This window comes from Pseudoxanthomonas sp. LjRoot125 (assembly GCF_964252705.1).
GTDB lineage: Bacteria > Pseudomonadota > Gammaproteobacteria > Xanthomonadales > Xanthomonadaceae > Pseudoxanthomonas_A.
Window position 1 is genome coordinate 2,077,437 of the sequence record NZ_CAXUOY020000001.1, and the last position, 14,877, is coordinate 2,092,313.

Sequence of the window (14,877 nt, forward strand, 5' to 3'; positions counted from 1 at the left end):
CGCGTCACGCCGCGGCGACCGGCTCGCCGGCACTTTCGCGCGCGGCGGTGTAGTGGTGAGCCTGCAACCATTGTTCGAGCGGCGCTGGCGGGAGCGGCGGCGAGAACAGGTAGCCCTGCAGCACCGGGAAGCGTTGTTCGGTCAGGAAGCGGTGCTGCGATTCGGTCTCCACGCCCTCCGCGACCACCTTCATGCCCAGGCTTTCACCGATGCGCAGGACGGAGGTGGTGAGCGTGCGCGCGATGGCACTGGTGTCGATGTCGCGGACGAAGCTCTGGTCGAGCTTGAGTTCGCTGATCGGCAGGCGATGCAGGTGGCTGAGACTGGAATAGCCGGTGCCGAAGTCGTCCAGCGAGAGCCGCACGCCGAGCACGTAGATGGCTTCGATGTTCTCGAGCACATCCGGGTCGGGGTCCAGCATGACGCTCTCGGTGATCTCCAGCGTCAGGTGCTGTGGCTCCAGCCCGTGTTCGTCCAGCAGGTCGGAGATCTGCAGCGACAGCTGCGGGTCGCGGAAGTTGATGGCGGAGACGTTGATCGATACGCGCGGGATGTCCACGCCGCGCCGACGCCAGTCGGCCATCTGCACGCAGGCCTGGCGCAGTACCCACAGGCTCAGGTCGGCGATCAGGCCGCATTCTTCGGCGACCGGTACGAAGCGCGACGGCGGGATCACACCAAGATCGGGGTGGTGCCAGCGCAGCAGCGCCTCGACACCGTACAACTGGTGCCCGTCGCTGCCGCCGACCTGCGGCTGGTACTGCAGTTGCAACTGGTCCAGACGCAGCGCTTCGCGCAGCGCAGTCTCCAGCGATACGCGTTCCTGCGCCAGCCGGTTCATGTCCACGCTGAAGAAGCGGAAACCGCCGCCGCCGTCGCTCTTGGCGCGGTACATCGCCATGTCGGCGTGGCGCACGAGCAGGTCGATGTCGCGGCCATCGTCGGGGAACATCGCCACGCCGATCGAAGCGCTGGGATGCAGGGTCATCAGGCCGGCGGCGGTGGGCGCGGCGACGGCACCCAGCAGGCGTTCGGCGACGCTGCCGGCCTGTTCGGCGCTGCAATTCGGCAGGACGGCGACGAACTCGTCGCCGGCCTGGCGGCCGACGATGCTGACGCCACCGAGTTCCTCGCTGAGGCGGGCCGCGATGTCGCGCAGCAGCCCGTCGCCGGCGGAGTGGCCCTGCGCATCGTTCACCCGCTTGAAGCGGTCGAGGTCGATGAAGAGCACGGCGGCCGTGCCATTGGCCTGGGCGACGTTGGCCAAGGCTTGTTCGGCCTTCGCGCTGAACATGATGCGGTTCGGCAAACCGGTCAGCGTGTCGTAGAACGCGAGCTGGTGCACGCGCTCATTGGTCTGCTCGCGTTCCAACGTCAGCGAACACAGGTGCAGGCAGGTGTCGGCCAGCCGTTCGTGCAATTCGTCCGGGCCGCGGTTCTCGCGGTAGTAGAAAGAAAGCGTGCCCAGCACGCGACCGCTGCTGGACTTGATGGGATGGGTCCAGCAGGCGCGCAGGCCGAGCGGGGTGGTCAGGTGACGGGTGTTGGCGCACAGCGGATCGCTGGCGATGTCCTTCACCAGCACGGTGCGTCCGCGCCATGCAGCGGCGCCGCAGATGCCCGCGCGCGGACCGATCGACATGCCGTCGATCTTGCGCGCCCAGGCTTCAGGCAGGCTGGGCGAGGCGAGGGCATGCATCAGTCCCTCGTTGTCGACCGTGATGATGGAGACCACCAGCTCCGGCGCGATGTGCTCCACCTCGCGGCAGATCAGCGTCATCACGTCGGCGACGCTCCATTCGTGCACCAGCGCATCCAGCACCTTGTTGTGCAGCACCTGGTGCATCTTGGTCTGGGTGATGTCGCTGAGCACGCTCACCAGGCCGAGCAGGGAGCCATCCTCGTCGTGAACCGGATTGATCGCGGCCGACAGCCATAACGGGCGGCCGGCCTTGGTATACAGCAGGACTTCGGTCTGCAGGCCCTCGCCGTCCGCCATCGCGCGGCCGATGCGTTCGTCCAGCGTTCCATCGGTATGCGGCCCGGAGAGCAGCTCCGCGGGCTTGATGCCTCGCAGTTCCTCCAGCCGGTAGCCGAGCATGCGGGTGAAGCCGCTGTTGACGTAGACGACCTCGCGCTCCGGGGAGCTGACGAAGATCGCGTTGTCGCTCTTGTCCACGACGATGGAGAGCTGGCGCAGGCGCTCGAGCTGCCGTTGCTGGTCGCTGGTGTCGCGGACGAAGGCGGTGTGGAAGACCTGCTGGTCGACGACCATCTTCGACATCGAGACGGAACAGGCGCCTTCACTGCCATCGGGACGCCGGATCACCGCGTCGCGGTGGCTGCCCATCAGCTGGGCCAGCGTGGCTTCAGGAGCGGCGCTGGCATCCACCTGGGGGCTGGACAACAGGCGCATGAAGGGCGTGCCGTGCACATCTTCGCGACGGCATCGCCACAGTGCTTCGGCGGCCGGGTTGAACAGGACGATGCGATGGCGGCCGTCGATGACGAACGCGGCGTCCACCGACTGCTCCAGTACCTGCCAGAGGCTGCCCTGTGGTGCTTCTGCGGGCGCCACGGGTCCATCACGCAATGATGTCAGCGACGTCAACGTACGACGGAGCATGGCAGGTCCTTGCGTGGGGGGCTGGCGTCAGCGGTGGCGGGGACTGCGACGATCATCGGGAGCCAGGGAAGAGTGCCTTCTGGTGACATATCGGCCGGGCACGGCATTACTTGAAGGCGGTCACAGGACGCCGGCGCGGCGTGGCGGGCCACGACCGCTCCGAGGGGCTCAGAACTCCTGCCAGTCGCCATCGGCGAAGGCCGGCTCGGGCTTGCGCGGGGCGGGCTTGCGGGCCACGGCCTTGGGCGCGGCCGCCTTCGGTGCCATGGCGTCGGCGATGACGCGACGGACCGGGGCATTCATCGTGGCCTGGAGCTTGAACACCGACACCGACTCGGTCAGCACCTGCGCCTGTTCTTCCATGCTGCGCGCGGCCGCCGTGGCTTCCTCCACCAGCGCAGCGTTCTGCTGGGTGGTTTCGTCCATCTGGGTGATGGTCTGGTTGACCTGTTCGATGCCGGCGCTCTGTTCCTGCGAGGCGGCGGAGATCTCGGCCATGATGTCGGTCACGCGCTGCACGCTGGCGACGATCTCGCTCATGGTCGCACCGGCCTGGTTCACCAGGGCCGAGCCATCGGCGACCTTGTCCACCGAGGTTTCGATCAGGCCCTTGATCTCCTTGGCGGCGTTCGCCGAGCGCTGGGCGAGGGTACGCACTTCCGAGGCGACCACCGCGAAGCCGCGGCCCTGTTCACCGGCACGCGCGGCTTCCACCGCGGCGTTCAGCGCCAGGATGTTGGTCTGGAAGGCGATGCCGTCGATGACGGAGATGATCTCGGCGATCTTCTTGGAAGACTGTTCGATGTCGGTCATGGTGGACACGACCTTGCCGACCACTTCGCCACCCTGCGAGGCGACACCGGCGGCGCCAATGGCCAGCTGGTTGGCCTGGCGGGCCGATTCGGCGTTCTGGCGCACGGTGGAGGTCAGTTCCTCCATCGAAGCTGCGGTTTCTTCCAGGTTGGCAGCCTGCTGCTCGGTACGGCGCGACAGGTCGGAGTTGCCCGACGCGATTTCGCCGGCGGCGGTGTTGATGCTCAGGGCCGCCATCTGGATGCCGCCGACGATCTCGGTCAGCTGGGCCACGGTGGCGTTGGCGTCATCGCGCATGGTGGCGAACACGCCATGGAAGTCGCCTTCCATGCGGGCGGTCAGGTCGCCATCGGCGATCGCGCGCAGCAGGGCGGACAGTTGCGCCAGGTTGCGATCGCTGGTGGCCATCATTGCGTTCAGGCCCTTCACCATCGCCAGGAAGTCGTCGCGGAAGCGCGCTTCGTCGCCGCGCACGCCGAAGTCGCCGGCGGCCGCAGCCTGGGCCAGGCGGTTGATCTCGGCATTGATGGCCAGCAGGCTGGTCTTGGCCGTGTCCATTGCCTCGTGCAGGAAGGCCCGCGTGCCGGGCAGGCGGCGCGCATCCTGGCTGAGGTCGCCGTTGGCGTAGCGCTGCAGGATGCCGATCGCATCGCGGAAGGCATCCAGGTGTTCGAACATCATCGTGTTGATGCCAGCGGCGAGCTCGCCGTACACGCCGGGGAAATCCTCCGGCATGCGGTGGCTGATGTCCTCGGCTTCGTGCAGGCGGATCATCTCGCGGGTCTCCAGCGAGAAGCGCTCGAGCATGTGGACCATCTCGTCGGTCGCCTTGAGCATCTGGCCGACCTCATCGCGGCCGTGGCGGCCGATGCGCACGCTCAGGTCGCCGCGCGAGACGCCCTTGATCGCGGCGAGCGCGCGTGAGACCGGTTGCAGGACGGACTGGCCGATGACGAATCCGATCAGCATGTTCAGCAGCACCAACAGGCCGCCCGCCAGGGTCATGATCAAGGTGAACTGCAGCGCCTGCGCCTGGGTGTCATCGATATAGACGCCGGTGCCGATCACCCAGCCCCACGGCTGGTACAGCGCGGCGTAAGAGGTCTTCGGCACGGGGTCTTCTTCGCCGGCCTTGGCCCAGCTGTAGTCCACGGTGCCGCCGCCGGCCTTCGCCACGCGCACGAACTCCGGGAAGATGTGCTTGCCGTCGGGGCTCTGCACATCTTGCAGCGGCTTGCCGATCAGGTCCGGCCGGGTGGGGTGCATCAGCATCACCGGCGCTTCGTCGGTGACGAAGAAATAGTCCACGCCCTTGTTGGCCTGCATCGTGGCGAGCGTGGCCAGCGCGCCTTCCTTCGCCGCGGACTCGTCGAGCGTCCCGGCCTCCACCTGCTTGGCGTAGCCCTCGATCACGCCCAGCGCCATCTCCGTCTGCGCTTTCAGGCCCGCCTGGCGGGTGCCCGTCAGGTCGAGGTATTGCATGCGGGCGGCGACGACGGCCAGCGCGATGGTGCCAACGGCGACGAGGAGGGTCTGGAGGAAGAACTTGCGCTTGAGGGGAACGTTGGAGAGGGCGTGGGCGAGCTTGGCGTTGATGTTCATGCGGGATCTCGGGGGTCAGGCGCGGGGCCTGCGCGGGCGGAATGCCCGTACCTGCAATAGCGGCGGTGGCTGCAGGAAATTCAGGGGTTTTACGGCCCCTACGACGAAAGACGGGTATGCGACCGACGACGTGCGCGCAGAAAAAAAGGGACCGCAGGCCTCATGGCCCGTGGTCCCCTCGTGTGTGCGTGCCGCGGGATCAGGCCGCGACCTGCTCCGGCAACGGCTGGCCGAGATCGGCGCTGTCGATCAGCGTTTCGATGTCGAGGAGGATCAGCATGCGGTCGTCCACGGTGCCGATGCCCGAGATGAAGCGGGTATCGACGCTGGCGCCGAACTCGGGCGTGGGGCGGATCTGCTCTGCAGCCAGGCCGATCACATCGGACACGCTGTCCACGACGATGCCGACCACGCGGTCTTCGACGTTCAGCACGATCATCACGGTGAAGGCGTCATAGCGCGCTTCCTTCAATCGCAGCTTCAGGCGCAGGTCGATCACCGGCACGATGGTGCCGCGCAGGTTGATCACGCCCTTGATGTAGTCCGGCGCATCCGGCAGGCGGGTGACCGAATCGTAGCCGCGGATTTCCTGCACCTTCAGGATATCGACGCCGTAGTGCTCGTCTCCCAGGGTGAAGCTGAGGAACTCCTCGGCGGTCGCCGTGGCCTGGCTCTTCTTGTCGCTCATTCGTCGGGCTCCTGTTGCAGCCGGTAAGAGGGTGGGGTTGCCCGGGGCGGGCCTGTCACGGCCTAGATCGGCCCCGGGCGGGGATTCTTTAGTGGGTCAGTAGGGATGGTGGGCGGGAGTGGGACGGGGTGCCGTACCGGCCGCGATGCGGGTTACGCGTTCCTGCACCAGCCGTGCCACCTGGTCGCCATCGGCCAAGCGGAACGTGGATACCGCATCGGCCAGCGCCTGGGCCTGTTCTTCCATGGAACGGGCGGCGGCGGAGGCTTCTTCCACCAGCGCAGCGTTCTGCTGGGTGGTCTCGTCCATCTGGGTGATGGTCTGGTTGACCTGTTCGATGCCGGCGCTCTGTTCCTGCGAGGCGGCGGAGATCTCCGCCATGATGTCGGTCACGCGCTGCACGCTGGCGACAATCTCGCCCATCGTGGCGCCGGCCTGGTTCACCAGGGCCGAACCATCGGCGACCTTGTCCACCGAGGTTTCGATCAGGCCCTTGATCTCCTTCGCTGCACTGGCCGAACGCTGGGCGAGGGTGCGCACTTCCGAGGCAACCACCGCGAAGCCGCGGCCTTGCTCACCGGCGCGCGCGGCTTCCACCGCGGCGTTCAGCGCCAGGATGTTGGTCTGGAAGGCGATGCCGTCGATGACCGAGATGATCTCGGCGATCTTCTTGGAAGACTGTTCGATGTCGGTCATGGTGGAGACCACCTTGCCGACGACTTCGCCACCCTGGGAGGCCACGGAAGCCGCACCGATGGCCAGCTGGTTGGCCTGGCGAGCGGAATCGGCGTTCTGGCGCACGGTGGAGGTCAGTTCCTCCATCGAAGCTGCGGTTTCTTCCAGGTTGGCGGCCTGCTGTTCGGTCCGGCGCGACAGGTCGGAGTTGCCCGACGCGATCTCGCCGGCGGCAGTGTTGATCGAGGTCGAAGCATCCTGGATGCGGCCGACGATGTCGGTCAGCTGGGCGACCGTCGCGTTGGCGTCATCGCGCATGGTGGCGAACACGCCATGGAAGTCGCCTTCCATGCGCGCGGTCAGGTCGCCGCCGGACAGGGCGCGCAGCACGCCGGACACGGCGTCGACACTGCCGCTGATCGTGGCGAGCAGGCTGTTCACCTGCTGCGACAAGCCGAGCAGGAAGCCTTGCTTGCCGGACTCGCCGATGCGCCCGCTGAGGTCGCCCTGCACGGCGGCCTGCACGATGCGGGTGACTTCCTGTTCCACCATCACTTCGGCGGTACGGTCGGCCCATTCGACGACGTAGCCGACGCGCTGGCCGCTGGCATCGTTCACGGGGCTGATGATCAGCTGCATGATGCGGCCGCCGACCGTGATCTGCGCGCGGTGCGTGCCCTGGAGTTGGGCAAGCATGCGCGACTGGTGTTCGGGCTTCTTGTGGAAGATGTCGATGCTGCTGCCGACGACGGTACGCACGTCGAACGCGGGCAGGTCGCGGCGCAGGTCCTGCTCGACATCGGCCAGCATCTTCATCAGCGGCCGGTTGGCATAGACGATGGTCCGGTCGGCATCGGCGATCATGACGTTGGTGGTCACTTCCTCCAATGCGGTACGGATGCGCAGGCTTTCGCGCGCGACGACTTCGTCGCGTTCGATGCGTTCGCGCAGGTTGCCCTGCATCGTGCGCATGGCCTGCATCAGGGTGCCGATCTCATCGTCGCGTCCCGCGTCGATGACGCTGTCCAGCTTGCCGCGGGCGATGTCGTCGGCCACCCGGACCGCACCGGCCAGCGGTGCCGCGACCTGGCGGCGCAGCAGCCAGTAGATGGCGCCGCACAGCAGCAGCGCGCCGAGCACGCCGACCGTGACGATGGTCCACAGCACGGCGCGTGCGTCCTGCATCACCACGCTGCGCGGCACCACGACGCCCAGCATGAAGCGCTCCTGCGCCTTGCCGATCGACAGCGGCACGTACGCTTCCACCAGTGCTTCGCCGTCGCTGCCCTCGGTTTCCCGGAACACCGACTCACCGGTAGCGATCTTTTTCAGCACGGCGCCGCCGTCGCCATCATCGAATGGCTTGCCCACGCGCGTGGCGTCGCGGTCCGCGATCAGTACGCCGCCGGGGGTGACCAGGCGCACGAAGCCCGCGCCCATCGGCGTCAGCTTGCCGATGCGCTCCTGCAGCGATTGCAGGGCGAAGTCCACGGTCATCACGCCGAGGTAGGTGCCGTCCTGCACCACCGGCGTGGACAGCGTGGTCATCAGCACGTCCTTGCCGGCGATCTTGTAGACGTAGGGCTCGGCCACGACGGCGCGCTTGAGTTCGCGCGGCCGCAGGTACCAGTCGCCGGCGCCCGGCACTTCGTAGTCGCGCAGGGCTTCCAGCAGCGGCGCACCGTCGCTCCAGGCCCAGTAGCTCATGAAGCGGCCGGTGTCGTCGTGGCCTTCGCTGCCGACGAAGTCGGCATCCTTGCCATCGAACGCATCCGGTTCCCACAGCGTGCCGACGCCGACCCATTCCGGATGCGCTTCCAGCTGACGCTTGAAGACCGCGCTGGCAGCCGCGCGGTCGATGCCTTCGCCGGCGCGCTGCGCGAGCAGGGCATTCGCCAGGGCTTCGTTCGTGTCGAACGCGCCGGTGAGTTCGCCCGAGATGCGCTCCGCTTCCAGATTGGCCAGCCCGTCCATCGACGTGCGGGCGGCGGCCAGCAGGGACTCGCTGCTGCGCAAGTAGCTGGCCGTCGCGGCTACGCCGAAGGCCAGCAGGGCGAGGACGGCGGTGCCGGCCATCACCCGGGTGGCGATGCTGCGGGAGGATGTACGAAGCAGAGCGGGCATGGCGACCTCGGAGGGGCTGTGCGATAGGGCGGTGCGTCGCACGCAGCGGATCCGTCAGGGCCGGACCGTCACGGCAGCGTCACAACCGGTATCGGCGCGCCCGGCGCGAGGTTGAGCGGATGGGGCGATGGATCGACGAAAGGTCGACCGGGGTCACGCCGCGCCGCGATCACGGGCGCTGCGCTGGCGCTCGAGGCGGAAGATGTAGCGCTGAAGCAGCGCATCGCCGCCGCGCGGCAGGTCGGTGAACTGGCATCCCGCGCGCCAGCTTTCGGTACCGTTCTGGTTGAGCTGGCTGTGCAGGCTCTTGACCATCAGCCGCAAGCTCAGCGGGCCGCTGTCGGGCAGGTGCAGCATGCAACCCGGAAATTCCTTGTACGGACGCAGCAGCGGATTCTCCGCCTGCACGGCCAGCGCGAGCCCTCCGCCGCTGATGTCCAGCACGCGGTAGCGATCGTAGGTGGTTTCGCCATCGGGATGATGCTGGGGAATGGCGCATTCCAGCGGTTGCGTCACCGGCACCTGCAGCCGGTAGAACTCCCGCCGCTGCAGGCGCAACACACTTTCCGGCAGGTCGGCGCGGAAGGCGATCTGGCCGCCCTGCATCACGCGGGTGAGTCCCTGCAGGCGGAACTGCACGTGGATGCGGTCCAGGCGCGAGACGCAGGTGATGTGCGAGGCTTCTTCGATGCTGCGATTGATGGTTTCGCTGGCGCTACCGTCTATCAGGATCGCATCGTCATCCTCCAGCACCTCCACCAGCGAGGTGGGAAAGGTGTGGTTGCGCGGCATCGCGCATCCGCTGACGAGCGCACGCTTGTCGATCAGCGACTGCATGATCTGCCGGATCGCGTGCTCGCCCCGCACCAGGAACTTTTCTTCGTCCTCGTAGCGGATCGGCTCGTCCAGCGGCGCGTCGGTGGAGTCGGTCATACAGGCAGGAACAGGGTCGCAGGCCTTGCGGAAGGCGTCACAGGCTGTATCGGCGTGCGTCGCACGATCTTTAGCGACACGCGAAACGCAAGCGGCCCGGTCGTGCCGGGCCGCTTGCGTGCAATGGGAGCGCCATCGCTGACGATCAGAACTCCTGCCAATCGCCGTCGGCGAAAGCGGGCTCGGGCTTGCGCGGGACCGGTTTGCGGGCCGCGGCCTTGGGTGCGGCCTTCGGCGTTGCCGTGTCGGCGATGGCCCGGCGCACGGGGGCGCTGATCGTGGCCTGCAGCTTGAACACCGACACCGAGGCCGTCAGCGCCTGGGCTTGTTCTTCCATGGAACGGGCAGCGGCGGAGGCTTCTTCCACGAGCGCAGCGTTCTGCTGGGTGGTTTCGTCCATCTGGGTGATGGTCTGGTTGACCTGTTCGATGCCGGCGCTCTGTTCCTGCGAGGCGGCGGAGATTTCGGCCATGATGTCGGTCACGCGCTGCACCGAGGCGACGATCTCGCTCATGGTCGTACCGGCCTGGTTCACCAGGGCCGAGCCATCGGCGACCTTGTCCACCGAGGTTTCGATCAGGCCCTTGATCTCCTTGGCCGCACTGGCCGAGCGCTGGGCCAATGTACGGACCTCGCTGGCGACGACGGCAAAGCCGCGGCCCTGTTCACCGGCACGCGCGGCTTCCACCGCGGCGTTCAACGCCAGGATGTTGGTCTGGAAGGCGATGCCGTCGATGACCGAGATGATCTCGGCGATCTTCTTGGAAGACTGTTCGATGTCGGTCATGGTGGAGACCACCTTGCCGACCACCTCGCCACCCTGCGAGGCGACACCGGCGGCGCCGATGGCCAGCTGGTTGGCCTGGCGGGCCGATTCGGCGTTCTGGCGCACGGTGGAGGTCAGTTCCTCCATCGAGGCGGCGGTTTCTTCCAGGTTGGCAGCCTGCTGTTCGGTACGACGCGAGAGGTCCAGATTGCCGGACGCGATCTCGCCTGCCGCCGTGTTGATGTTGCGCGAAGCATCCTGGATATGGCCGACGATCTCGGTCAACTGGGCGACCGTCGCATTGGCGTCATCACGCATGGTGGCGAATACGCCATGGAAGTCGCCTTCCATGCGGGCGGTCAGGTCGCCGCGGGCGATGGCCTGCAGCAGTTCGGAGACTTCGGCCAGGTTGCCGTCGGTGGTCTTCATCAGCCCATTGAGGCCTTCCACCATGTCGCGGAAGTCGTGCTGATACTTGTCGACGTCACCGCGATGGGAGAAGTCGCCTGCCGCGGCAGCGGAGGCCAGGCGTTTGATCTCGCCGTTGATCGCGGACAGGCTGGCCTTGGTCGCATCCATCGTCTGCGTGAGCACGGCCTTCTCGCCGGGCAGGCGGTCCATGTCGAGCGACAGGTCGCCGACCGCGTACCGCTGCATGACCTCGACGAGCCGCATCTTGACCGCGATATGCGAGGCCACCAGCGCATTGGTGGCACGTACCATGGCGCCGTACTCGCCGGGGAATCGGCTGTCGTCGATGCGGTAGCTGATGCTGCCTTCATCGTGCTGGCGCGTCATCTCGGTTTGTGCACCGATCACCGACACGACCTGCGTCTGCACGTGATGCATGGCCGACAACAGTTGGCCGACTTCGTCCTGGCGCCGGGTGTCGATCTTGCTGTCCAGCTTGCCCGCTGCCACGTGCTCGGCGATCTCGACGGCGGCGCGCAGGGGGTGCGACACCACCCGGCGCACCCCAATCCATGTCAGCACGGCGATGGCCAGGAGGGCGAGCGACGACAGCACCAGGATGCTGATCGTCAGCGCGTGGCTGGAAGCGACCACCGTCGAGCGTGGTTCCACGGCCACGAGCGCCCACTTCCATGGCGCGAAGCGTTTCACGGCCACCAGCGCGGGTTCGGCGGGCTCGCCCGCCTTGGGGGCGATATCGAGCACGTCATGGCCGTGATCCTGCTCGAGCAGGGCTTTCATCGCGGGCTGCGACTCGGCATCGACCACGGTGGTGTAGGACGACTCCTGGCTAGCCGGGTGCGCGGCGAGCGTGCCGTGATGGTCGCCTTCGGCGAGGTCGACGACGAAGAAATAGCCCGCTTCGCCCAGATGCGTATTGCGGAGCTTGTCCTTCAGCGCGGCCAGGCCATCGCCGTAATTCTGGCCGACGAACAGGATGCCTACCGTCTTGCCTTCGGCATCGGCGAGGGGTTCGTAATGGGTCATGTAGTCGCGGCCGAACAGACGCGCGCGGCCGGTGTACGGCTTGTCCTCGAGCATCAGCGCATAGGCCGGGTGCTTGTGGTCCAGCGCCGTGCCGATGACGCGTTCGTTCTCGGTGTTGCGGAGCGAGGTGGTGGCGCGGATGAACTCATCGTCCTTGCGCACGAACAGCGTCGCGACCACGTCGGTGGCCTCGGTGAACCGGTCGACGTCGGTGAAGTCGAGGTTGACGACTTGATCGCCGAAACGTAGTTCGGGGACTTCGTTGTCGCCGATCGGCATCGTGCGCGCAGGATCCACCGAGACGTCTCCCAACGGCAGCGTGGCGCGGAAGCTGTCCGCCATGCGCTGCGTGCCTTCCGAGAGCGTGCGGTCGTACAGGGAGACGGACTCCAGCATGACCTGTGCGGCGACGTCCAGGTCGGCGAGCGCGCGGTCCTCGATGGCGCGGCTGGACTGGCGCTGGACCACGAAGGCGAGGAGGAGCAGGACGATGGCGACGGCAACGGTCACCTGGAGCGAGAGCTTACTGCCGAGCGAGAGGCGCGCGAGTCGATTCATGAGGGCCGGAGGTGGGCTGAGTTATCGGAAGCGATATCGGCGTCGCGGCTCCAGCATTAAGTACATGAACGTACTTTCCCGATGAGCGGTAGGTGTTCTCCTGTCAGGCTCGCGCATTCGGAACGAAAACGGCCCGGAAATCCGGGCCGTCGTTCGAGCGAAGCGCTGATCCTTATGGGCTCAGAACTCCTGCCAGTCGCCATCGGCGAAGGCCGGCTCGGGCTTGCGCGGGGCGGGCTTGCGGGCCACGGCCTTGGGCGGGGCCGCCTTCGGTGCCATGGCGTCGGCGATGACGCGACGGACCGGCGCATTCATCGTGGCCTGGAGCTTGAACACCGACACCGACTCGGTCAGCACCTGCGCCTGTTCTTCCATGCTGCGCGCGGCCGCCGTGGCTTCCTCCACCAGCGCAGCGTTCTGCTGGGTGGTTTCGTCCATCTGGGTGATGGTCTGGTTGACCTGTTCGATGCCGGCGCTCTGTTCCTGCGAGGCAGCGGAGATCTCGGCCATGATGTCGGTCACGCGCTGCACGCTGGCGACGATCTCGCTCATGGTCGTACCGGCCTGGTTCACCAGGGCCGAACCATCGGCGACCTTGTCCACCGAGGTTTCGATCAGGCCCTTGATCTCCTTGGCGGCATTGGCCGAGCGCTGGGCGAGGGTACGCACTTCCGAGGCGACCACCGCGAAGCCGCGGCCCTGTTCACCCGCACGCGCGGCTTCCACCGCGGCGTTCAGCGCCAGGATGTTGGTCTGGAAGGCGATGCCGTCGATGACCGAGATGATCTCGGCGATCTTCTTGGAAGACTGTTCGATGTCGGTCATGGTGGAGACCACCTTGCCGACCACCTCGCCACCCTGCGAGGCGACACCGGCGGCGCCGATGGCCAGCTGGTTGGCCTGGCGGGCCGATTCGGCGTTCTGGCGCACGGTGGAGGTCAGTTCCTCCATCGAAGCGGCGGTCTCTTCCAGGTTGGCAGCCTGCTGCTCGGTACGGCGCGACAGGTCGCTGTTGCCGGAGGCGATCTCGCCGGCGGCGGTGTTGATGCTCAGGGCCGCCATCTGGATGCCGCCGACGATCTCGGTCAGCTGGGCCACGGTGGCGTTGGCGTCATCGCGCATGGTGGCGAACACGCCATGGAAGTCGCCTTCCATGCGGGCGGTCAGGTCACCGCGGGCGATGGCCTGCAGCAGTTCGGACACTTCGGCCAGGTTGCCGTCGGTGGTCTTCATCAGCCCATTGAGGCCTTCCACCATGTCGCGGAAGTCGTACTGGTACTTCTCCACGTCGCCACGCTGGGTGAAATCACCGGACGCAGCCGCCGTCGACAGGCGCTTGATCTCGCCGTTGATCGCAGACAGGTTGGCCTTGCACATGTCCATGGCTTCGGTGATGACGGCTTTCTCGCCGGGCAGGCGGTCCATGTCGATGGACAGGTCGCCAACCGCATAACGGCGCATGACATTGACGGCGCTCATCTTCACGCCGATGTGCTGCGCCACCAGGGTGTTGGTGTCGCGCACCATGCGGCCGTAGTCGCCGGGGAAGTTCGCATCGTCGATGCGGAAGCTGATCTGGCCTTCGTCGTGGCGACGGGTCATTTCGGCCAGTGCGGCGATCAGCGAGACCACCTGCACCTGCATGCGCTGCATGGCCGAGAGCAGCTGGCCCACTTCATCCTGGCGACTGGTGTCGATCTTGGCATCCAGGCGGCCGGCGGCCACGTCGTTGGCGACGCGCACCGCATCGGCGACCGGCCGCGCGATCGAGCGGCTGATGGTGAAGCCCAGCAACGATGCGAGCACGAGCACCAGCACCAGACCGCCGATCAGCGTGATCACCGTGCGCTCGTGCGCCTGGCGGGAGGCCTCGACGTTCTTGGACAGGTGGTCCACGTTGTACTGCGACAGCGTCTTGAGGTTGTCGAACAACTCACGACGCAGCTTGCGCGAATCGCTGCCGGAGATCGCCTTGGCGGTGTCGAAATCGTCGGCGGCGATCGCCGCGGCGATGCGGTCGTGCGCCTCGAAGTAGGCTGCGCGCGAGGACTCGACCTTCTTGTACAGCGCCAGCTCTTCGTCCGAGGACTCGGCCGGGATCGCGTTGTACGCGGCTTCCTCGGCGTCGATCAGTGCGCGGGTGTCCTTCAGGCGCTTGTCGTAGTCGGCCAGTTCGGCCGCGTCGCCCTGCTTGCCCAGTTGCGCTTGTTCGAACGTGCGGTACTCGCCCAGCTGCGCGCGCATTTCGCCGAGGTGCTGGACGGCGGGCATCCAGTTCTCGTTGACGTCGCGGATCTGCGCGTTGCCGTCATTCAGGCGCCACAGCGAGAACGCGCCGAGCAGCAGGGTCAGCAGCGTGGTGGAAGCGAAGGCCAGCGCCAGCTTGCGGGCGATGGACAGGTTCTGGAACCAGGTCATCTTGGATCTCCGGTGGAACATCAAAGGCGTGCATGCGGCGGAAGTCGGTGGGACTTCCATGACGCCAGGCATCGATGCCTCACTCCCGTGCCTGCGCAGCGACATTGCGCTGTCTGCACGTGGAGTAGCGGCGTATCGGGAGGGTTCTTTACGGCCGTTCGGCCGAAAGATAAGCGTGCTTACGAAACTGTCGCCGGCTCCCCGCGCGAACCGTGA

The 14,877-nt window shown here is 66.7% G+C and carries 6 protein-coding genes and 2 pseudogenes; all 8 read right to left on the minus strand.

Going from position 1 to position 14,877, the window contains the following annotated elements; translation table 11 throughout:
- Window positions 1–4: 4 nt before the first annotated feature.
- The 8 genes and pseudogenes from ACSION_RS09595 to ACSION_RS09630 all read right to left on the minus strand — a co-directional run bounded on the left by ACSION_RS09595 (window position 5) and on the right by ACSION_RS09630 (window position 14,661).
- Window positions 5–2,626, minus strand: coding sequence for an EAL domain-containing protein (locus ACSION_RS09595; protein ID WP_435305790.1), 2,622 nt, complete (start codon window positions 2,624–2,626; stop codon window positions 5–7).
- Between the two features lie 168 nt (window positions 2,627–2,794).
- Window positions 2,795–5,041 carry a methyl-accepting chemotaxis protein gene (locus tag ACSION_RS09600; RefSeq protein WP_435305791.1) on the minus strand — a complete coding sequence of 749 codons (2,247 nt, stop codon included), beginning with the start codon at window positions 5,039–5,041 and terminating at the stop codon, window positions 2,795–2,797.
- A 199-nt stretch (window positions 5,042–5,240) separates the two neighbouring features.
- Window positions 5,241–5,729 carry a chemotaxis protein CheW gene (locus ACSION_RS09605; protein WP_435305792.1) on the minus strand — a complete coding sequence of 163 codons (489 nt, stop codon included), beginning with the start codon at window positions 5,727–5,729 and terminating at the stop codon, window positions 5,241–5,243.
- A gap of 96 nt (window positions 5,730–5,825) precedes the next feature.
- Window positions 5,826–7,559: pseudogene (locus ACSION_RS09610) on the minus strand (methyl-accepting chemotaxis protein); the annotation flags it as partial.
- Window positions 7,560–7,877: 318 nt separating this feature from the next.
- Window positions 7,878–8,528, minus strand: a pseudogene (locus ACSION_RS09615) (cache domain-containing protein); the annotation flags it as partial.
- A 153-nt stretch (window positions 8,529–8,681) separates the two neighbouring features.
- Window positions 8,682–9,461 carry a flagellar brake protein gene (locus ACSION_RS09620; RefSeq protein WP_435305793.1) on the minus strand — a complete coding sequence of 260 codons (780 nt, stop codon included), beginning with the start codon at window positions 9,459–9,461 and terminating at the stop codon, window positions 8,682–8,684.
- Between the two features lie 145 nt (window positions 9,462–9,606).
- Window positions 9,607–12,243 (minus strand): Cache 3/Cache 2 fusion domain-containing protein, encoded by a 2,637-nt coding sequence (locus ACSION_RS09625; protein ID WP_435305794.1) that lies wholly within the window; start codon window positions 12,241–12,243, stop codon window positions 9,607–9,609.
- Window positions 12,244–12,423: 180 nt separating this feature from the next.
- Window positions 12,424–14,661, minus strand: a complete 2,238-nt coding sequence (locus ACSION_RS09630) for a methyl-accepting chemotaxis protein (RefSeq protein ID WP_435305795.1) — start codon at window positions 14,659–14,661, stop codon at window positions 12,424–12,426.
- Between the last annotated feature and the right edge of the window lie 216 nt (window positions 14,662–14,877).